This window comes from Blastomonas sp., from assembly GCF_041747255.1.
In the GTDB taxonomy this organism is placed as follows: Bacteria; Pseudomonadota; Alphaproteobacteria; order Sphingomonadales; family Sphingomonadaceae; genus Blastomonas.
The window spans coordinates 1-19,316 of the sequence record NZ_JBGTFM010000160.1; the positions used below are offsets into that span (position 1 = coordinate 1).

Here is a 19,316-nt window from a genome sequence, read left to right on the forward strand (position 1 = left end):
TCCAGCGGATCGCCTGCCGCGCTCAGCGCAGCATAACGATCCGACAGATCAAAGAAACCAGGCTGGCCCACCATCATCGCCTCCGCTCAATCAAGAAGGCGAGTGAATCAGATCACCACTCCAAATGCGAGGGTTTTTCGACGCGTCCATATGCTTCCTCTACGGCACCGTAGCTCAAACAAGCGGAACCGATAGGCTGGGGGTCCGTTCCACGAGATAGCCCCAGCAACGCTGCTGGTCAGGCTTATGAGGCGAACAGGTGTGTGCTTCGCCTGGAACTCAAGGAAAAGACGATGCTTGGTACCGCTGCCGTGGCGCAAAGCACGGGCAGATCACAACATCGGATTGCTGCATTCATCGTCGCGGCCTTGATCCACATTGCCTTGATCATTTGTCTCGTCTCGTTCCGCATGAGCGCGCCATCGCCACCGGTCAGGCAAGGCAGCGTGACGTCATTAACGCTTTCCACATCTTCACCCGAAGCGCCTGCAATGCTCGAACCATTGGTGCTCCCAAGCGTGAGCCACGAGGTTCGACCGGTGAATCTTCCCACCGTGGCAACCGAAACCGACGCTCTTGGCCAACCCAATCAAGGAACGGATTCGTGTGCACCGCTGCAATTGGTTGCAGATGCGATTGCCGCTGACCCGATTGCCCTCACGGAGCTTGAGGCGGCACCCCGCGCAATGCGGTCGGTCGCCGATGCCATTGTTGTGTGGAACCGAAGCTGGGATTTGCAGGCAACAGCCGTCGATGCCCCGCTGACGGCCACGCGTCTGGCGGTCGAACGCTCGCTGGGCATGCTTGATCCGACCTGTCTCGATTTACCGATTTCTGGTCCCAGGTTTGTATCTGTCATTGGAACGCACCGATCCACCACGCTTGTGTTTGGGTCTGGGGTGTGGGGCTGGGGGCAACTGCTCGATGAAAGCTTGGTCGAGCCGACTGCAGTGACCCCAGAGTTTGCGCCGATTGCGGGATTCCTGTCCAATAACTAATCTAGATTAGTGATTAGGATTGGGTCTGCGTTGAATGATGTTATGAAGCCCAACTAATCTAAATTAATGATCGAGGTTAGATTCGTCTTGGCTTGCAAGAAGATTTCTAAATGCTTGCGAACGCCCTTTTATCCAGCATATTTTCGGTAAATATTAAAAAATTTTCTTACACTGATATAAGTTAGTGCGATGCGAATCGAATGCTGCGATAAAAAATTTGTCTCCGACATCAACAAGTGGGCGGTGACGTATGCTACTATCGAAATGATAAGCGCTGAGCGTAAATATTGATCGATGGTCATTTCCCTCCCTTTGGAGACAGTCAATGGGTCGCTCATCAGCTATAAAATTCACGACTATAACTGCATTATTGTTAAGTTCGGTTTCACCTATCTGGGCATCAAGTCATCGGGAAGCTCCAGCTATCACCGAGAAGCCGAAAGTAGACAATACTGATGTTTACGCGTTTCGCAGTTATGAACCCGGCCGTGCCGGCTTCGTAACGCTGATCACAAATTTTCAGCCGTTTCAGGAACCAGGCGGCGGCCCCAACTATTACACGATGGACCCCGACGCAATCTATGAGATCCACATCGACAACAATGGCGATGCGGTGGAGGATTTGACGTTCCAGTTCAAGTTCACCAACACGTTGCGAGACGGCAAGGGCATAACCCTTAATATCGGCGGCAAAGAATTGCCAGTTTCTTTACGGAACACCGGCCAGATCAATGGTGATAATGACCCGGATCTTGCAGAACGCGAAACCTATTCACTCACTCAGGTTACCGGCAATCGCCGCAGTGGGCAGCGCGTATCGGTTGCGAGCGGATTGCCCAAGCCCGTTGATAACATCGGCAACAAATCGGTTCCGAATTATCCGGCATATGCCAGCCAGTTCGTTCACACTGTGACGCTGCCAGGCTGTGCCACGCAAGCAAGAGTTTTTGTGGGGCAGCGCGAGGAGGCCTTCGCGGTCAACCTTGGTCCTCTCTTTGACCTTGTGAACTTGGACCCAATCAACATCGCCCAGAGCGACGCAAATCAAGAGCTCATCGGCAAAAAGAATATCACCAGCATTGCGATGGAGGTGCCAATCGCTTGCCTGACCGGTACAGGCAATGGTGTGATTGGCGTCTGGAGCACCGCAAGCTTGCCGCAAGCGCGTATTTTGCGCCCGACTGCAAGCTATGCAGCACCGGAAAATCATGGTGGCGCTTTTGTGCAGGTCTCGCGCCTTGGCATGCCGCTGGTAAACGAGGTTGTAATCGGTCTTCCTCAGAAGGATCTGTTCAACAGTGCGAAACCGACCCAGGACTCAGTGCTGGCCGATTTTGTTACCAATCCAACATTCCCCGCAATTTTGGAGAAACTGTTTGGAACGAAGGCACCGACGAATTTCCCCCGAAATGACCTTGTTGCCACGTTCCTGACCGGGATTGCCACACTCAATCAGCTCAGGACCGTGACGGCATCGGAGATGCTGCGTCTGAATACGGCGATCGCTGCGACGCCTCAAGCTTCACAGAGTACTTTTGGTGTGGCGGGCGACGATTTGGCCGGCTTCCCGAATGGCCGTCGCCCCGGTGACGACGTGGTCGATATCGTCTTGCGCGTTGCGATGGGTCGGCTCTGCCATCCAGTGCCGATTTCAGGCAAGCCAACCGACCTTGGTCTCTGCACGCCTGCGCAGGCCCCATCAGGTTTGCTTGCGTTCACCGACGGTGCGCCAACCAATGCCACGAGGACCATGAACGCCTTCCCGTATCTTAACCCCGCTCTGCGTGGCGCTCCGCGTCCGCAGACCCAGCCATGAAGGATCGGACCATGCTAGCGAGCAACCTGTCGAAAGCCGCACTATTGTTAGCACTGTTCGCACTGGCGGGCTGTGGAAGCGGACCAAAGCGCGACCCGGTTGCTGAGGCACCTGCACCGGTGACGATGATTCAAACCGTGCAGCAGCAGTTCGGCGAAATGTTTGCCGCCATTTTCAATGCTGACCCCAATTCGGAACCGGCCAACGTCGCAGCTGGCGACATTATTCCGATTTCGTTCACGACTGAACCGGTGCCGGTTGGATAATCGTCAACATGGCCCCAACAGTTGATGTAGCCTTGTTATTCTCCTGCCGCCCGGCCTTCAAGCCGGGCGGCAGAGAGAGTTTATGGCATCCGCAACTAGCGTTTGCGTTCGTAGCCGAAGGTCAGGCTCGAAAAAGTCGTGTCGAAATCGACTTTGGGATCGCCCCGGACGGGCACCGACCAGACCACATTGACCAGCCAGCTACCGCGCTGCGGGATACGAAAACTGACGCGGCCGTTAGCATCGGTAACCGCAGTGGCGTGCGGGCGAGCATCGAACTCGAGGCTGGTCAGCTTGACCGTTGCATTGGCGAGGCGGCGCCCGTTGTAGAGGACATGGACCGGAAGCACCCCGGTTTTGTCCAGCGCATAGGGGTTTCGATCAGGAACGATTTCCAGCTTGAGGCCGACGGGCCGCGTCGCGATCGCCTGATTGGCTGGGGTCAGAGTTCCTACCTTGATCAGCGCCTTTGCTCTGCGGCTATAGCGTTCACGCCCCGCTGTGTCAGACTTTCCGCTACGCCGACGCCACTCGAGCACACGGACGAGACCTTCTTCCTCGGCAAATTCAGTGAACCTGCGGGCGGGCAATTCGGAAAATGCGTAGCTGCTTCGCATGGCCAAGACATGAAGCCCCGGGGTTGCAAAACTGGTGACCAGATCTGCCGCTCCGCCGGAGCGCAAATCGGCTTTGCGATCTTTGCGAACGCCGTCCGAGTAACCAGCCAGTGCGACGACACGGCTCAGATCGACTCTCCAACGCTGCCGGTCCTTGCCGTGCCCCACCTGGAAGGTAACCGCCAGCGGACGGTCAACAGCTGCCTTGAAACTCTCAGGTTGCAGCCAAAAATCGTGAGCAAAAGCCGGGGACGTGAACAAAAGCAAACCAGAAGCGGCAATCAAAATTCTCATTTTTGTTCCTTCATTTTCCCCTCGGCGAATCCTGGCATCAATAGAAATAGAATATTTAGGTTTTTTTACAAGGTAAATTTCAACTCTATATTGATTATAATCAATAATACTAAAACAAATATTTGCGCACTAGCCGTTGGTGGTTTGACGTTTGTTTCAGCCCAATCAGTATTGGCTCATGATGGAACCACGCAAACGAATGGGTTTGGAGCGGGCTTTATGCATCCGCTCTCTGGGCCAGACCATATGCTTGCGATGATCGCGGTGGGATTATGGGGTGTCTTTCTTGGGCGTCCGCTGCTGTTCTCACTGCCCGCGCTCTTTCCGCTGGCCATGGCCTTTGGCGGCGTTCTGGGCATTATCGGCATTGTGTTACCCCTGGTCGAAACCGGGATCGCCGTATCGGTTCTTGTGCTTGGCCTGATGATTCTGTTCGCAGTCCGGGCGGCAATCGCTGTCGCATGCGCGGTCGTCGCGGGATTTGCCCTGTTTCATGGTTTCGCACACGGCCAGGAATTGCCATCGGCTGCCGATCCGGTCAGCTACAGCGCCGGATTCATGCTGGCAACTGGCCTGCTGCATCTCGCCGGAATTGGACTCGGCATGATCCGCTTCTCCCCCGGAGGCGAGGTTGCATTGCGGGGCGCGGGCGGCGCTATTGCGATCGCCGGGATTTGGTTCCTCGCTGGATCACTGGCGACGTGACCGGCGCTGTCTTCCCGCTCACGCTGGTTTGCGCGGCAACCGGGTTGTGCTTGTCCAAAAGCCGGCGCCGCAGCGTCTGGCTTGCGCTCATCGCATTGGCGATCATGGCTGCGCTGGCAAGCCTTCTGCCATTCACAGAAGCGTGGGCGCCTTCAATCTTCGTGGCCTTTTGGATCAGCACGATCATCACCGCTGCCATGACATATCTTGACGGCGGCATCTCAACCTGGGGGGCGATCCTGCTGGGCGGCAACAATGGTTTGTGGGCCGGGGCAGTGACGACCTTGGTCGGTCTGCAGCTCAGTTCAATCGTCGCGCTGCTGCCCCTGTTCCTGCTGATGTTGCCAGCCCGTTGGTTGGCGGCGCAAAGCTTTCGGGTCGTGGCAAACGTGGGCGCCAGTTGGGTGATCGCTATTTCAGCCCTGGCGGCGGGGGTCGCGTTGCTCCCTACGCCCGGCTACGTCGCAGATCATATGGAATGAACATCACCCCGATCATTTTTGCCGTGGGCGTTATTCTAAACCTGGGAACACCTGTGTGTGCCCAGGTGATCGAGATCGACGCGAACGGCGAGTCGCGAACGTTTGACGGGCCAACGCTCTTCATCGACGACATGGCCGTCCCGCTAAATGCGGGGGCTGTGGCAGTCGCCATGCCCAGCGCCGGTTCTGCCACAACGGCATCGGTCGCGACGCTGCTGGCGAACGCGGCACGCACCCATCGTTTGCCAGATGGCTTGCTCGAAGCGGTGGCATGGCAAGAATCACGCGGACGCATGAGCGCGATCAGTCACAAAGGCGCCGTAGGAGTCATGCAATTGATGCCGGCGACTGCAGCCGAACTTGGCGTGCGCGCTGACGACCTTGAGGATAACATCCGCGGCGGTGCGCTTTATCTCAGGCGTCAACTGGATCGTTTTGGCAGCGTTCGCCTGGCCTTGGCCGCATATAATGCCGGCCCCGGTGCCGTGCAGCGATACGGCGGTATTCCTCCGTATCGGGAAACGGTGGGCTACGTATCAAACATCATGGGGCGTTGGCAGCCGCCGAGCGTACCGAAAACTTTGGCCGTTCCCACGCCAGCCCCACTCAACACCATGCTCATTGAGGTGACACCATTTTGATCAGACACCGCCTGCTGTTCGCGTTAATTGCGATGGCCTCCCCCGCCCACGCCCAATTCGCCGCGCCCGATCCTGCGGGTTCAGGGCCGATTGTTTCGGCGGTCGGCTGGCTCCAGGGAACGTTGCTTGGCAATGTCGCGACCGCAGTGGCAGTGATTGCGGTCGCTGCGATTGGCTTCCTGATGCTTACCGGCCGGATCAACTGGAAATATGGCGCAACCGTTGTCTTAGGCTTGTTCATTTTGTTCGGCGCCGCCTCGATCGTGGCAGGCATCCGATCGGTCGCGGGCGGCTGATCGTGTCTAGCGACCGCCTCTTTCGTGCGCTGGCGCGTCCCCAGATGGTGGCGGGCGTCACCTATCCGTTTTTTGTGCTCAACGGGATCGTCGCTGCAGAACTGTTTCTCGTTTTCAAAAGCTTGTTTGCCCTGGTTCCTCCACTCTTCATCCACGCGCTGGGTTATGCTGCGCATTTGCGCGATCCGCAGATCATGTCGCTTTGGCTAACTCGGCTGCGGCGCGTCCCTCGCATACCCAATCGAAAACTGTGGGGCGCCAATGTCTACCGCCCGTGACCGAGCACACCAGCGTGAGAAATCGGTTGGCGGCCATTTGCCCTTTGTTGCGCAGATCGACGACCATACGATTTTGACCCGCGAAGGATTGGCGCTTCAGGTCATTCGCCTCGAGGGTCTGCCATTTGAAACGATCGATGCGGCTCAGTTGGAAGCGCGCAAGGTCGCCCGCGACGGTATGCTTCAAGCCGTTGCCTCAGCTCGGTTCGCGCTGGTCCATCACGTTGTTCGGCGCGCCGTTGCGCCCGAGCTTGAAGGAAATTTCGGCGATAGCTTCAGCGCGGCGCTGGACCAGGCTTGGCGCGCTCGATTGTCGGCGCGGCGGCTTTACGTCAACGATCTTTATTTGACGTTGCTGATCCGCCCATTGGCGGGCAGGGCCGGAGCAGCCGAGCGCCTGCTGGGCTTGTTCGGCGGCGCGGCACCAGCAAGCGGTGAGACCACTGCTGATCTGCGAGCGCTCAATCAGGCGCGTGAGGCCTTGCTCGCCGCGTTGGATCCTTATCGCCCGCGGCTGCTGTCGAGCTATGAAATAGCGACCGGGCTTGCATCGGAACCGCTCGAGTTCCTCTCGACCTTATTGGGCAACCCTGCCACCCCGATGTTGCTGCCTCAGGGGGAACTGGCGCAGGCGATGGCACGGCGGCGGATCAGTTTCGGTGCTGACGCGATCGAATTCGGTCCTGTCGACGGCTATGGGTCAGACGTCGCCGCCATCCTATCAGTAAAGGACTATCCCGCCGAAACCGGGCCGGGAATGCTTGATGACCTCTATCGGTTGCCATTCGAAATGGTTGTGACGCAAAGCTTTGCGGTCGTGGATCGTGAGCCCACGCTCCAACGCATGGATCTGGCGCTGCGGCGGATGCGTTCCGCCGCTGATGCTGCGGTATCGTTGCGCTCCGAACTGACTTTGGCCAAAGACGAGGTTGCTGCGGGCCGCACGCTGTTTGGTGAGCATCACCTGACCGTGTTGCTCAAAGCCGCGAACCTGTCTGAACTCGACGCTTCGATCGGCGAAGTTCAGGCGACGCTGGCCGATGCAGGCTTTGTTGCCGTCCGCGAGGAACTCGGACTTGAGGCAGCCTTCTGGGCTCAGTTTCCAGGAAATTTCCACTATATTGCCCGCCGTGCCCTGATATCTTCAGCCAATTTCGCAGGATTTGCGAGCGCCCACAACTTCCCCGTCGGTCAGCCTTCGGGCAACTTTTGGGGCGATGCGGTGACATTGTTTGAAACCACTTCGGCTGGACCCTATTTTTTCAACTTTCACCGTGGCGACCTCGGCAATTTCACCATTATCGGCCCGTCGGGTTCGGGCAAAACCGTGGTGTTGGGCTTCCTGCTTGCCCAAGCGCGCCGTTTTGCGCCCCGGATCGTGCTCTTTGACAAAGACCGTGGTGCCGAGATTTTCCTGCGCGCCATCGGCGGGGTTTATGACTCGCTGCGCCCCGGCGCGCCGACCCGCCTCAATCCGCTGGCCTTGCCCGATACCCCGGTAAACCGCCGCTTTCTTAGCGAATGGATTGCCAAGCTGGCCACCGGCGCAGGCGAGGCACCGACTGTGGAAGAAGCCGGCTGGATCAGCGACGCTATCGCCAGTTCATATGCCGGTCCACCGGAACACCGGCGCTTGCGTCATCTCGCTGAACTGTTTCGCGGGCGTGGACGCGCCTCGGGCAACGATCTTGCGGCACGGCTGGCGCCATGGCACTCAGCCGGGGAGCATGCCTGGCTATTCGACAACGCCAGCGACGGGCTGGACCTGGCGGCCGACACCATCGGTTTCGACATGACCGCCATTCTCGATCAACCGGCTTTGCGTTCCTCGACGATGCTCTACCTGTTCCACCGCGTCGAAGAACGGCTCGATGGCCGGGCGACGATCATCGTGGTCGATGAGGGGTGGAAAGCGCTCGACGATGAAGTTTTCGTGGCACGCATTCGTGACTGGGAAAAGACCATCAGAAAGCGCGGCGGAATCGTAGGATTCGCAACCCAGTCGGCGTCCGATGCGCTGCAGAGCCAGATCGCTTCTGCGATCATCGAGCAGGCCGGAACCCAGATCTTCATGGCAAACGCTTCAGCGCAGGCGAGCGATTATATCGACGGATTCGGCTTGACCGAGCATGAGTTCGAAATCGTCCGGTCGATGCCCGAAGTGGCGCGCGCATTTCTTGTCAAACACGGATCGGACAGCGTTGTCGTCCGGTTGAACCTTACTTCGGAACCCGATCTGTTGACCGTCCTGTCGGGCCGCGAGCGCACCGTGCGTTTGCTGGACGGTATTCGTGAGGAAGTCGGCGACGCCCCCGAAGCGTGGCTTCCCCGGTTGCTGGAGGTGGCATGAACCCCGATTTCTGCACCCCAGCGAGTTCCGAAGGCCTCGTCGCGAGCTTGCTCGCTAACACCGATTGCCAGGCGTTCGGCTTGGTCGAGCGCGGCTATGCGGCGATGGCCGAGCCGGGCGGCCCCGTGGCTGCGGCGTTGACGTCGATGATGGTCATCGCGGTGGCTTTGTTTGGCTATCGGTTGCTTCTCGGCCGCGGACTCATTTTGTCCGACACCATCGGGCTGGCAATCAAGATCGGCGTTGTGTTGCTCGTAGCGACATCCTGGGAAGCCTGGCAGACGCTGGCCTACGAAACCTTTGCGCGTGCCCCGGCCCGCATTGCCGCCCAGCTTCTTTCAGGAATCGGCGCGCCCGATCCGCTTGAAAGTTTGCAAACCGCGCTCAACAATCTTGAGGCGGCATCGGTTGGGTACAGAACCCGCGCCGGAATCGCCTCGCCTTTGGTCGGCGGGCCGGCGGCGGCGGCGATGGTCCTGAATGTGTCAGCGCTGCTGCTCGCACTGTCGATCGTGGGAATCATGGTCGCGGTGCGTGTGGTGCTGGCGCTACTGCTCGCGATTGCCCCGGTCATGGCCGGCTTCCTTCTGTTCGATGCCACCAGGGGCATGGCGCAAGCATGGCTTGGAGCTATGGCGACCGCAGCGATCGTGCCGCTTTTTGTGCTTATTCTGGCATCAGTGGAATTGGCGATTATCGGACCAATCATTGGTCGGCTGCTTGCTGAGCAGGCCGCCGGAACCTTTGAGACTGCAACTGTGATGCCGGTTGGTTTGGTGACCGTGGTTTTCGCAATTGCGTCTGTTTTCGCGCTCAAGTCGGCTGGTCGTATTGCCCGGGGCATTCGTTTGCCGGGTGATCGCAGCAACGCGCGTGTCAGTGACCCCCAGGTCACGTTAGTCACGACCGCCGATGATCGCGGGGCCGTTCTGGCGACGCAATCGTCGGCTGCGCGAATAGCCCAAGCGCTCGATGTCAGCGCCCGGCGCGATGCACCCGCAGCCATCGTCGGTGCTCGGGGCGCTGCTGCTGCGCTGGCCACGACAACATCGCGGGAAAGCAACTCCACCGCGCAAGGAAGAGCCGGCGATGGAGCTGTTATTGTCGCGCCGCGCCGCCTTTCGGGGCCGCGCTTGCGCGGTCCTGCCCGGTCGTCGCGAGCAGCCAGCCGGAGGGACGCGTGAGCGAACGTGAAGACTATTATTTGGCAGCCCGGACCTGGGCCGATGGCAGGGTTGCAAGCTCCGCCCGGGAAACGCGGATCGCATGGATTGCTGCCGGTATGGCAGGAGCCATTGCGCTGATTTTGGCGTTGACGCTGGTTTTTCTCGTGCCGCTTAAAACTGTCGAGCCGTTCGTGGTGACAGTTGATCGCCAGACCGGCACCACCGAAGTCTCAACCACGCTCAAGTCGGGGCAGTTGACGCAAAACGAAGCGGTTATTCAGGCGCAACTCGCCGGATATGTCGTGGCGCGCGAAACCTTTGACGCGACCGACCTCACGCACCAGTACCGGCGTGTGCGCGTGATGTCCGCGCCTGCGGTCGCAACGGGCTACGTCGCCCAGATGGCCGCGACCAATCCATCCAGCCCGCTGCGCACGTTGAACAAAGGCGATACGATCGCAATCCGGGTCCGCAGCATCTCGCTGATCGCAGTGGGCACGGCGATTGTTCGGTTCGATGCGATCCGCACCAATGCCGGGGCCGCGCCGTTACCGCCGGCTGCAAATGTTGCAGCGATTAGCTTTGGTTTTAGCGGCCGTCCGCTGCGGATGGAGGATCGCTACGACAATCCGCTTGGTTTTCTCGTAACCCGATATCGTCGCGACGCAGAAGGCCTTGCGCCGTGAGAATTATTTTCGCCGTCATGTGTTTATTCCTTACCGCCGCACGCACGCCCGTGCCGGGTCCGGTCGATCCGCACATCCAAACGGTGTTCTACAATGCCGACGAGGTTGTGCTCCTGCGCGGGGCGCTGGGCTGGCAGATCATGGTCGAATTCGCGCCCGACGAGCGTATCGAGAATGTGGCGATTGGCGACGCGCTTGCTTGGCAGGTGACCCCTAACAAGCGGGCGCGCAACCTGTTTCTGAAGCCCCTGGGGCGCACCGCCTCAACCAATTTGACCGTGGTGACTGACCGCCGGCGTTATGCATTCTCGCTTGAGGTTGCACCCCGTAGTGCCACGACTCCGTGGATTGTCCGCTTCGATTATCCGCGAGAGATTGTCGTCGCGGTTGAGGAGCCGCTGCCACCGCCGCCGCCGCCAATGAACTATAACTATGCGATGACGGGCGATATCGGGATCGTCCCCACCAGGGTTTGGGATGATGGTCTGATGACCTATTTCGAGTTCGGCCCCGGGAAAGTTATCCCGGCGATTTTCGCCGGTGGTCCTGGCAAAGACGAGACCCTCGTCAACTCTTCGACGCGCGGCCGCGTCATGATCGTCCAGCACACTGGTGGCCGCTTTACGCTGCGCACCGGCAAGCAAGTCGCAACCGTGACCCCCATGAATGGAGCGACTCCGTGAACGAAGAAATTCCTGTCCACCGTCCGACTGTCGCGCAGCCATCCAGACGCATCTCAACAACTGCGGTGGTCACAGTGCTCGTTGTATCAGGCTTGGGTGTTTTCATGTGGCTCTCCGATGCGCGCGCCGCGCAAGGTTCGCTCGATGACACTCTGCCGCAGCTCGCTTCGACTGCGATGCCTGCTCCCGCCATCCTTACGCCAAGCACGCCGGTCGTCGCGGCTACGCCTCCGGCCGCTGTGCTGATTCCAAATTCACCTCCATCCGTGGCGGCGCCAGTCGCGCGGTTTGACATCGCACCGGGCACCCCTGCTGTGGGCGGTGGCGCTATAGATCGCGCCCGCGAGCGGCTGCGTGCGCCGACACTTATCATTGATCTCGTTCAGAGCGAGAGCGCCAGGGCAAGCGCTCAGGTGCCTGGCGTCGCGGCCGTTGAACCCGGGCCTGCGGGGACAGCAAGCAACCAAGCCACCAATACCCTGTCTGATACCGAACGCTTTGCCGCCCGTGTCGGCAGCGAGGAAACACAGGCGGTCCAGGCCCAGCATATGACGGGGCTCAGCCGGCTGGTCCCACAGGGTGCGATCATCGCTGCTGTGATGGAAACCGCGCTCAATTCCGATCTCCCCGGTTTTGCGCGCGCACTGACCCAGCGCGATGTCTACAGTTTCGATGGTTCAGCGGTGCTGATCCCTGCGGGCAGCCGGATCATCGGGCAGTACAAGTCAGGTGTGGCGCAAGGCGCCTCGCGAGTCTTTATCCTTTGGACCCGCCTGATCCGCCCCGACGGTGTTTCGATCGAGCTGGCCTCGCCAGCAGTTGATGAACTTGGTCGCGGTGGGGTCAGTGGCAAGGTCAATCGCCACTTCTTCCAGCGCTTTGGCGGAGCAATCCTGCAGTCGGTGCTGACCGGCGGGATCAATGCTGCTGCAGCATCGGTCAGCGGCGGCTCGACGATTGTGGTCAGCACAGCGAGCGAAGCGACCTCACTCGCTGGTCAAGCCTCACGTGGTACAGATATTCCACCAACGATTACGACCCGGCAAGGCGCGGCGGTGCGCATCTTCGTTGCCCGAGATCTCGATTTTACGCGCGTCGGACCGATGCAATGAGCACAACGCAGCGCGTTTATCTTGACGCATTCCTGACGCCGCTGGCCCCGTACCTGGGTCGCGACGACGTGACCGACCTGTTCGTCAATCGCCCGGGTGAGCTATGGTTGGAGACGGCACATGGAACCGAGCGCCATGCTGTTCCGGAGTTTGATGACGCTTCGCTCTGGCGGCTTGCGCACCAGATTGCGGCAAGTTCCGATCAGGGGATCAACCGGGAACACCCTCTCCTGGCCAGCACATTGCCTGATGGTTCGCGGGTGCAAATCTGTGCGCCACCGGCAACACGCGGTCATGTCATTGTCGCGATACGCAAACACAGCATGCCCAATTTGCGATTGTCGGATTATGTCGCCACCGGGGCGTTTGCCATGATCGGCAGTCTCGCACTCGAGCAGGAAGCTCAAGCCGTCGAGCTGGCGCAGTTGCTGGGAACTGGCCAAACCCTCGCGTTTCTCAAGCGCGCAGTCGAAATGCGCAAGACGATCGTCATTGCTGGTGCGACCGGGACGGGCAAGACCACGTTCCTCAACGCACTGTTAAAGGAAGCGCCCGTTGCCGAGCGCTTTGTGCTGATCGAAGACACCCCCGAAATCCAGCTTACCCATGAAAACGCCGTCGGCTTGGTCGCGGTACGCGGCCGGCTGGGAGAGGCATCGGTGAGCCCTGCGGATCTGGTCGAGGCGGCGCTACGGCTGCGGCCCGACCGGATCATCATGGGGGAAGTGCGAGGCGCGGAGGCAATGAGCTGGCTGAGGGCGGTCGGAACCGGCCATCCTGGATCGATCACCACAGTTCACGCAAGCTCCCCCTGCGGAGCGGCCGAGCAACTGGCGCTGATGGCGATGATGGGCGGCACAGAACTCGGTCGCACAGAGTTGATCGACTATGTCCGGGGAACCGTTGATATCTTTGTTCAGCTCGACCGTATCGACGGAAATCGTGTGGTCTCCGCGATCGAATTCGCGAAGGCGCAGCCACGCCCTGGAGATCATCGCCGTTCTTGAACACGTCGAACAGTTTTTCTTAATTCAGCCTTGGAATCCTCAATCAAGACATTGGGTAGCTAAGGATTGATGTCGTCATTTTGATTTTCTGGATCGTTTGGCGTCGCGGCACTTTGAATTTTGGAGGACGAAAACTTGCGTTATCGCTTCTTGACCTTTTGCACCGGGCTGACCGTGGCATTATCGCCTGCGTGCATCATGGCAGCCGAGCCGCAAGATGGTTCCACAGTGAAAGCCGCGGCTGACGAGCGCGATGATCAAACCTCAAACCCGAACGATCTGATCATTGTTTATGGCCGATCCATCCGGCAGATCGGGGTAGCGATTTCCGGATCGCAGGGGACAGTTGGCTATGCCGATATCGAGAATTTACCGATTTCGCGCACTGGAGAGCTGGTTGAGAACGTGCCCGGCGTCATCGCCACGCAGCATTCCGGCACGGGCAAAGCAAATCAGTATTTCCTGCGCGGGTTCAATCTTGATCACGGCACTGATTTTGCCGGATTTGTCGATGGTGTGCCGATCAACATGCCGACGCACGGCCATGGTCAAGGCTATCTCGATTTCAACTTCATAATTCCTGAGACGGTAGAAAAAATTGATTTTCGGAAAGGCCCGTATTTCGCCGATGTGGGTAATTTTTCTGCTGCGGGTACAATCGCTTTTGCGACATATGATACAATTGAGCCATTCGCGCAGGCGACAGTGGGAATGTTTGGTTTCTACCGTGCGACTGCGGCTGGCAGTGCGCCTTTGGGTTCGGGCAACGTGCTGCTCGCAATTGACGGGACATTTTCGAATGGTCCGTGGGTACTTGATGAAAACCTTGAGAAATACAACGGTCTCATCAAGTTTAGTTCAGGCTCGCGAGATGATGGCTTTTCAGTCCAGTTAAACGGTTATCATGCGAGATGGGACTCGACTGACCAGATACCCGAGCGAGCGGTACAAAGCGGTCTCGTCGATCGCTTCGGTTTTATCGATGACGATGTTGGTGGCAACACCACCCGTGTCGGGCTGGTGGCCAATGGTGCGTTCGACAGTTTGAAAATAAACGCATTTGCAACTTACTACGATCTCACTTTGACGTCCAACTTCACCTACTTCCTCGAAAATCCTGTTGTCGGCGATCAGTTTCAGCAGGTTGATCGGCGCGCAATTTTTGGCGGTACTGCACAGCGCAGCTGGGACATGGGGAGCACGTCGGTACCGATTTCGATCTCTGCTGGTGGGAACGTCAGATACGATCGAATCGATAGGGTTGGCCTGTTTCGAAGCGCGCAAGCACGACCGATTGCCACGGTGCGGAGCGATCAGGTTGATAAGGTATCTGCGGGAGTATTTGTTGAGACAGAAGTGAAGCCGACCGATCGACTGCGCGTCTATCTTGCGCTTCGCGGCGATTATCTGGCTTACGATGTCGATTCCGACTTAAAGGTTAACTCGGGTAGCGGCTCGGATACAATTTTTGGCCCAAAGTTCGGTGCTGCATGGCGCATGTCGAATAGCGTCGAGCTTTACGCCAATTATGGCGAGTCTTTCCATACCAACGATGTGCGTGGAGCATCCATCTCGGTCGATCCGGTATCGGGCCTGGCCGCCGATCGGGTGCCCGTGTTCGCGCGAGCAAGAGGTGCCGAAATTGGGGGACGCATCGAACGCGATACGTTCAATTTGGCGCTGGTGGGCTTTTATCTTGGCCTGGAATCAGAACTCGTATTCGTCGGAGATGCAGGCGCGACCGAGCCCAATGATGCCTCGCAGCGCTTTGGCGTTGAAGCGAACGCGTTTTGGCGGCCGATGCCCTGGCTCACGCTTGACGCTGCCTACGCTTATACTCATGCCAGATTCAGGGGCGTGTCACCGGATGCGAGGCGCATCCCCGGGGCGGTCGCGGAAGTTTTGGCAGGAGGCATGACTGCAAACCCTCTGGCCGGTCTCGATTTGACACTGCGGCTTCGGCACTTCGGTAAGGCGCCGCTTATTGAAGACGGCTCAACCGCATCGGACCCAACGACGCTGGTGAATTTTGGTGCATATTTCACAGCCGGATCAATCCGCATCGGGGCAGAGTTGTTGAATATATTTGACGCACAGGATTCCGACATCACATATTTTTACGCGTCCCAACTGGCTTCAGAAACCGCACCCGTGGAGGATCGACACTTTCATCCAGTAGAACCACGCCAAGTGCGGGTGTCGGCTCGTTTTGCTTTTTAGCAGCGGTATTGATTAATGATGTTGTATTCTCAAAATCTTCGACCTTCACGCGGGTCATCGGCAGCGAGACTTGCCGCCTTCGCCGCGAACTGTCCAGCGAACACATCGGCTATTGCGTCGACTGGATGATGCGCTCGGTCGACGTGCATATCTGCCCCTGATTCATAAAGGCGCCAAACGCCTCCACCTTGACGGCTTCGTCGAGATAACGTCTTGCTGAACGATCAGCGGAGCCTTGCCACCGAGTTTGAGAACGGCCGGCTTGAGATGGTCGGCTGTGCGGCGACCGACGATGCGGCCCACTGCTGCGCTGCTGGCGAGTTGATGCGCGTTACCTTCGGCACATCGTTGAGCATACCGACAACTTCTCCGGCGTCGGCAGGCGCGATCGTCACAAGATTGACGAGGCCTGCTGGGTATCCCCTCCCGACAGATCCCTTAATAACCAGCGCGCGCGTGCGGGCAGGTTTCAATTGCGTACCACTCTGTTCGGCATTCAGCCCATTGCGCATTTATGTCCGCCTTCCAACATTGAAACGCAAACACCTATGACCGAAACTAGCGCGCAGAGCTGACTGGCCGCTTTGGGGCATCCGGTCGGCAGCTTCTGTCAGAAGCTGCCATGCATGGCAGCTGTCATGAACGACCGGCCTTGGGTCGGAGCCTGACTGAATCTACACCCTCCCACCTATGGACCGTTCTTCAAATGGCCAATCCGGCCATAGGAGAATGACCATGGAAATGACTGAACCCCAAACCGTTGCGACCAAACGTCAGGTCTGGAATGCAGGACGAACCGTCGGTGCAAAGCGTGCACTAAAGCCAAAGCAAATATGGCAGATCCGGTTCTACCTCAACCAGAACCGTCGCCTGCGAGATCGCGCACTGTTTGATCTTGCGATCGATAGCAAGCTTCGCGGCTGTGACTTGGTACGGATGAAAATCGGAGACATTGTCAGCGGCGGACAGATCCGAACGCGCGCAATCGTAATGCAGCAGAAAACAAGTCGGCCAGTTCAGTTTGAATTGCTTCCAGACGCTCGGGCCAGCTTGCTGGCGTGGCTCGAACGCCGAGGCGGTACGGTCGACGACTATGTCTTTCCGAGCCGGGTCGATCATGATCGGCATCTCAGCACACGCCAGTATGCCCGGCTGGTCGATGAGTGGGTGACAGGGGTGGGCCTAATGAGAAGCGAATATGGTACCCATTCGCTTCGGCGCACGAAGGCGTCGATAATCTACAGGGCGACCGGCAACCTGCGCGCTGTCCAGATCCTTCTCGGGCACAGCAAGATCGAGAACACCGTACGCTATCTTGGTATCGACGTGGAAGACGCACTTGCCCTTGCCGAAAACACAGAAATTTGAACCATCAGCTCCTCGTCTCTGGCGAGGAGCTGGCCTTGCGACGCTTGGGACGACGCGATCATTCCCTTGCAACACGCAGAAGGACAGGTATTGCCAGGAGCCGACATTCGGCATTTGCTCAACCACTTCGACATCGCGACGGTAACTGGGCTGAGAGAGAATGGCAGGTGTTCGGCTCCATATTCACTATAGCTGTCGTTTGTCAGCTCGCTAACAAAACGGCTCGTGTCGCGGCTCCGAGACACCCAAACTTCTCGCAATCCCTCGAAACCGAGCGCAAGTGATGAAGCAGCTTTATATGAGCAGTACAGCGAACTGCTTAGGGATAGCGCGCAAACACCTGTTGCCCTGCTGGGCCGAAGGCGACAACGGAATACGGTTGAACGCGCCCTCCCGCTTCCATTCCGGGCGACCCCATCGGCATACCGGCAACGGCCAGGCCAGTGACACCCTTTGGTTTGTCGCGTAACAATCTTACAATCGCGTCAGAAGGGACGTGGCCTTCAATCACATACCCATCAACGATCATGGTATGACATGCCTGAAGCTCAAGCGGGACGCCGTTTTGCGCTTTCACCTTTGCCATATCCACGCTGTCGATCGTGGTGACGGTTGTGTTCAAATTGCGTTCGACGTGACCAGCCCAACTCATGCAGCAACCGCAATTGGGGTCTCGAAACATGGTATAGGTCGTAGCCTGAGCGACATTCGAGCACGCAGCGAGCAAGGCAAGAGTCATAACCGCCGAAGCCCTTTTCGACGCTGCCTTGGCGATGTTTGCTTTCATCTGACACTCCCGTGGGTTGATCAATTATATTGCGGCATTATGCCGGAACGCCTTTCTCTCGTCCATCACCTGTTTAGGCAGTGGCGGCTAGGCGGCCTTAATCATCGTTTCACTCTTTCAAAAAGGTCGATCAGCTAACTGAATTTTGTTCGCTGCTCGGCGGCATCGCACGAGGCGATCGCCTTCGCTACGCAACAGTTGGCATGATCCTTGAGGATTGCGCTTTCAGCCTTGGCCAACGCCGCTTTGATCGCCTGCACCTCCTGCAGAATACGAGTCTTGGGAGGGAACACTTGTGCGACCGATAGCGTAGTTGAGCGTGTGCTTGAGTTGCTTTGACCCCAGAGCTGCCCGCGATTTTTCGCGTTGCATCTGACCGCAGCCACACAGGAAGGCATTACCATGCAGAACTATATCGCTTTCGCAGCGATGATCTTCGCAGCGCCACTCGCCGCTCAGACGCCACCGCCTGCAGATCACAGCAAAATGCAGGGGATGAAGCACGAAAAGATGGACCATGGCACTTCGGTCAAGCCGGACCAGGCAATGCCACCCATGGACCACAGCAAAATGCAGGGCATGGATCATTCCAAGATGGGTGACATGGGCGAGATGATGAAGAACACGCCCGCCAATCCTTACGCCGAGGCCGGTATGGCAATGCACCACGAGATGATGGTCGTCGGTACCGATGCGTCGGAAACATGGACTCGCCAGATGATTGAGCATCATCGTGGTGCAATCGCTATGTCGAAGATTGCGGTCAAGCAGGCCGGCGACAAAGAGGTTCGCACCATGGCTCAAAAAGTTGTCAGCATGCAGGAGAAGGAGGTCGCAAGCCTTCAATCATGGCTGGAGCGTCACGGCAAGACCCCCCAATAACAGCGGCAACGGCATCGGGTTCGCGACATTGCACCCGATGCCCGTAGCGCATGTTGAATATACTCAGCGCAGGAATCCTGATCGACCACAAGGACAAGCAGTATGGCAGAAGAGGAACGCGGTCCGCGCTCAATGGCAGCACCTGCTGCTCTCGATGACCACCCGCAGAACTCGACTGCCCGCCATCGCAGCGACCTCACAAAGACCGAGCGCGACCCTGTCTGCCGGATGATGGTCGACCCGCACAAGACGGTGCACCATGCGCCGCACGACGGACACCCCTACTACTTCTGCTCCGCGGGATGTCGCACGGAGTTCATCGCGGACCCGGCGAAGTATCTTTCACCAACCGAACCGCAGTCGAACGAGCCTGCAAGCGAAGCTGCAATATACACTTGCCCGATGCACCCGCAGATCCGACAGGTCGGACCGGGTGCATGCCCTATTTGTGGTATGGCGCTGGTACCGGTTGTCATGACCGCCCAGACACCGCCAAACCCTGAACTGACCGACTTTACCCGCCGCTTCTGGATTGGTCTTGCACTAACGATCCCGGTGTTTGCGCTAGAGATGGGCGGCCATCTGCTCAGGATCGATCGTCTTGTCGCCCCCCAGTTTTCCAACTGGATCCAACTGCTGTTAGCGACTCCGGTTGTGCTCTG

23 protein-coding genes are annotated in these 19,316 nt (G+C 58.3%); 19 read left to right on the forward strand and 4 right to left on the reverse strand.

Annotation, left to right across the window (positions count from 1 at the left end):
* Positions 1 to 263 precede the first annotated feature (263 nt).
* The 3 genes from ACEW8G_RS05725 to ACEW8G_RS05735 all read left to right on the forward strand — a co-directional run bounded on the left by ACEW8G_RS05725 (position 264) and on the right by ACEW8G_RS05735 (position 3,080).
* Positions 264 to 998: a hypothetical protein gene (locus ACEW8G_RS05725; RefSeq protein WP_373487479.1), complete on the forward strand. Its 735-nt coding sequence runs from the start codon at positions 264 to 266 to the stop codon at positions 996 to 998.
* Positions 999 to 1,323: 325 nt separating this feature from the next.
* A complete protein-coding gene (locus ACEW8G_RS05730) occupies positions 1,324 to 2,814 on the forward strand; it encodes a DUF4331 domain-containing protein (RefSeq protein WP_373487480.1) in 1,491 nt (496 codons plus the stop codon).
* Positions 2,815 to 2,825: 11 nt separating this feature from the next.
* Positions 2,826 to 3,080, forward strand: coding sequence for a hypothetical protein (locus ACEW8G_RS05735; protein WP_373487481.1), 255 nt, complete (start codon positions 2,826 to 2,828; stop codon positions 3,078 to 3,080).
* A 95-nt stretch (positions 3,081 to 3,175) separates the two neighbouring features.
* Here ACEW8G_RS05735 and ACEW8G_RS05740 read toward each other — a convergent pair whose 3' ends face one another.
* Positions 3,176 to 3,991: a DUF4198 domain-containing protein gene (locus tag ACEW8G_RS05740; protein WP_373487482.1), complete on the reverse strand. Its 816-nt coding sequence runs from the start codon at positions 3,989 to 3,991 to the stop codon at positions 3,176 to 3,178.
* A gap of 90 nt (positions 3,992 to 4,081) precedes the next feature.
* Between ACEW8G_RS05740 and ACEW8G_RS05745 the strand changes: the two genes are divergently transcribed.
* The 13 genes from ACEW8G_RS05745 to ACEW8G_RS05805 all read left to right on the forward strand — a co-directional run bounded on the left by ACEW8G_RS05745 (position 4,082) and on the right by ACEW8G_RS05805 (position 15,778).
* A complete protein-coding gene (locus ACEW8G_RS05745) occupies positions 4,082 to 4,696 on the forward strand; it encodes a HupE/UreJ family protein (protein WP_373487483.1) in 615 nt (204 codons plus the stop codon).
* Positions 4,693 to 5,178: a hypothetical protein gene (locus ACEW8G_RS05750; protein ID WP_373487484.1), complete on the forward strand. Its 486-nt coding sequence runs from the start codon at positions 4,693 to 4,695 to the stop codon at positions 5,176 to 5,178. Before ACEW8G_RS05745 ends, ACEW8G_RS05750 begins: the two co-directional genes overlap by 4 nt.
* Positions 5,175 to 5,819 carry a lytic transglycosylase domain-containing protein gene (locus ACEW8G_RS05755; RefSeq protein ID WP_373487485.1) on the forward strand — a complete coding sequence of 215 codons (645 nt, stop codon included), beginning with the start codon at positions 5,175 to 5,177 and terminating at the stop codon, positions 5,817 to 5,819. Before ACEW8G_RS05750 ends, ACEW8G_RS05755 begins: the two co-directional genes overlap by 4 nt.
* Positions 5,819 to 6,115, forward strand: coding sequence for a TrbC/VirB2 family protein (locus tag ACEW8G_RS05760; protein ID WP_373487501.1), 297 nt, complete (start codon positions 5,819 to 5,821; stop codon positions 6,113 to 6,115). The genes ACEW8G_RS05755 and ACEW8G_RS05760 overlap by 1 nt, the downstream gene beginning before the upstream one ends.
* A gap of 2 nt (positions 6,116 to 6,117) precedes the next feature.
* Positions 6,118 to 6,393, forward strand: a complete 276-nt coding sequence (locus ACEW8G_RS05765; RefSeq protein ID WP_373487486.1) for a type IV secretion system protein VirB3 — start codon at positions 6,118 to 6,120, stop codon at positions 6,391 to 6,393.
* Entirely contained in the window at positions 6,377 to 8,743 is a 2,367-nt protein-coding gene (locus tag ACEW8G_RS05770; RefSeq protein WP_373487487.1) for a VirB4 family type IV secretion/conjugal transfer ATPase, read from the forward strand. The genes ACEW8G_RS05765 and ACEW8G_RS05770 overlap by 17 nt, the downstream gene beginning before the upstream one ends.
* Positions 8,740 to 9,927, forward strand: a complete 1,188-nt coding sequence (locus ACEW8G_RS05775; protein WP_373487488.1) for a type IV secretion system protein — start codon at positions 8,740 to 8,742, stop codon at positions 9,925 to 9,927. Before ACEW8G_RS05770 ends, ACEW8G_RS05775 begins: the two co-directional genes overlap by 4 nt.
* Entirely contained in the window at positions 9,924 to 10,595 is a 672-nt protein-coding gene (locus ACEW8G_RS05780) for a virB8 family protein (protein ID WP_373487489.1), read from the forward strand. The genes ACEW8G_RS05775 and ACEW8G_RS05780 overlap by 4 nt, the downstream gene beginning before the upstream one ends.
* Complete coding sequence (locus ACEW8G_RS05785; RefSeq protein WP_373487490.1) at positions 10,592 to 11,278, forward strand: TrbG/VirB9 family P-type conjugative transfer protein; 687 nt, start codon at positions 10,592 to 10,594, stop codon at positions 11,276 to 11,278. Before ACEW8G_RS05780 ends, ACEW8G_RS05785 begins: the two co-directional genes overlap by 4 nt.
* A complete protein-coding gene (locus ACEW8G_RS05790; protein WP_373487491.1) occupies positions 11,275 to 12,390 on the forward strand; it encodes a TrbI/VirB10 family protein in 1,116 nt (371 codons plus the stop codon). The genes ACEW8G_RS05785 and ACEW8G_RS05790 overlap by 4 nt, the downstream gene beginning before the upstream one ends.
* The gene (gene virB11, locus ACEW8G_RS05795) at positions 12,387 to 13,397 is read left to right on the forward strand and encodes a P-type DNA transfer ATPase VirB11 (protein WP_373487492.1); all 1,011 of its coding nucleotides are present in this window, start codon (positions 12,387 to 12,389) and stop codon (positions 13,395 to 13,397) included. The genes ACEW8G_RS05790 and virB11 overlap by 4 nt, the downstream gene beginning before the upstream one ends.
* 135 nt (positions 13,398 to 13,532) lie before the next feature.
* On the forward strand, positions 13,533 to 15,617 hold the full coding sequence (locus tag ACEW8G_RS05800; RefSeq protein ID WP_373487493.1) for a TonB-dependent receptor: 2,085 nt from the start codon (positions 13,533 to 13,535) through the stop codon (positions 15,615 to 15,617).
* Between the two features lie 8 nt (positions 15,618 to 15,625).
* The gene (locus tag ACEW8G_RS05805) at positions 15,626 to 15,778 is read left to right on the forward strand and encodes a hypothetical protein (RefSeq protein WP_373487494.1); all 153 of its coding nucleotides are present in this window, start codon (positions 15,626 to 15,628) and stop codon (positions 15,776 to 15,778) included.
* A gap of 63 nt (positions 15,779 to 15,841) precedes the next feature.
* Here the strand turns inward: ACEW8G_RS05805 and ACEW8G_RS05810 are convergent, their stop codons facing one another.
* Positions 15,842 to 16,129, reverse strand: a complete 288-nt coding sequence (locus ACEW8G_RS05810; RefSeq protein ID WP_373487495.1) for a hypothetical protein — start codon at positions 16,127 to 16,129, stop codon at positions 15,842 to 15,844.
* A 223-nt stretch (positions 16,130 to 16,352) separates the two neighbouring features.
* Between ACEW8G_RS05810 and ACEW8G_RS05815 the strand changes: the two genes are divergently transcribed.
* Entirely contained in the window at positions 16,353 to 16,985 is a 633-nt protein-coding gene (locus ACEW8G_RS05815; protein WP_373487496.1) for a tyrosine-type recombinase/integrase, read from the forward strand.
* Between the two features lie 319 nt (positions 16,986 to 17,304).
* On the opposite strand, the gene ACEW8G_RS05820 is transcribed toward ACEW8G_RS05815, so the two are convergent.
* Positions 17,305 to 17,772 (reverse strand): DUF411 domain-containing protein, encoded by a 468-nt coding sequence (locus ACEW8G_RS05820; RefSeq protein ID WP_373487497.1) that lies wholly within the window; start codon positions 17,770 to 17,772, stop codon positions 17,305 to 17,307.
* Positions 17,773 to 17,906: 134 nt separating this feature from the next.
* Positions 17,907 to 18,176 (reverse strand): metal-sensing transcriptional repressor, encoded by a 270-nt coding sequence (locus ACEW8G_RS05825; RefSeq protein ID WP_373487498.1) that lies wholly within the window; start codon positions 18,174 to 18,176, stop codon positions 17,907 to 17,909.
* Between ACEW8G_RS05825 and ACEW8G_RS05830 the strand changes: the two genes are divergently transcribed.
* Complete coding sequence (locus ACEW8G_RS05830; protein WP_373487499.1) at positions 18,175 to 18,654, forward strand: DUF305 domain-containing protein; 480 nt, start codon at positions 18,175 to 18,177, stop codon at positions 18,652 to 18,654. The two genes, ACEW8G_RS05825 and ACEW8G_RS05830, sit on opposite strands and share 2 nt — an antisense overlap.
* Before the next feature lie 102 nt (positions 18,655 to 18,756).
* Positions 18,757 to 19,316, forward strand: a 560-nt coding sequence (locus ACEW8G_RS05835) for a heavy metal-binding domain-containing protein (RefSeq protein ID WP_373487500.1), incomplete at its 3' end; no start/stop codon positions are given.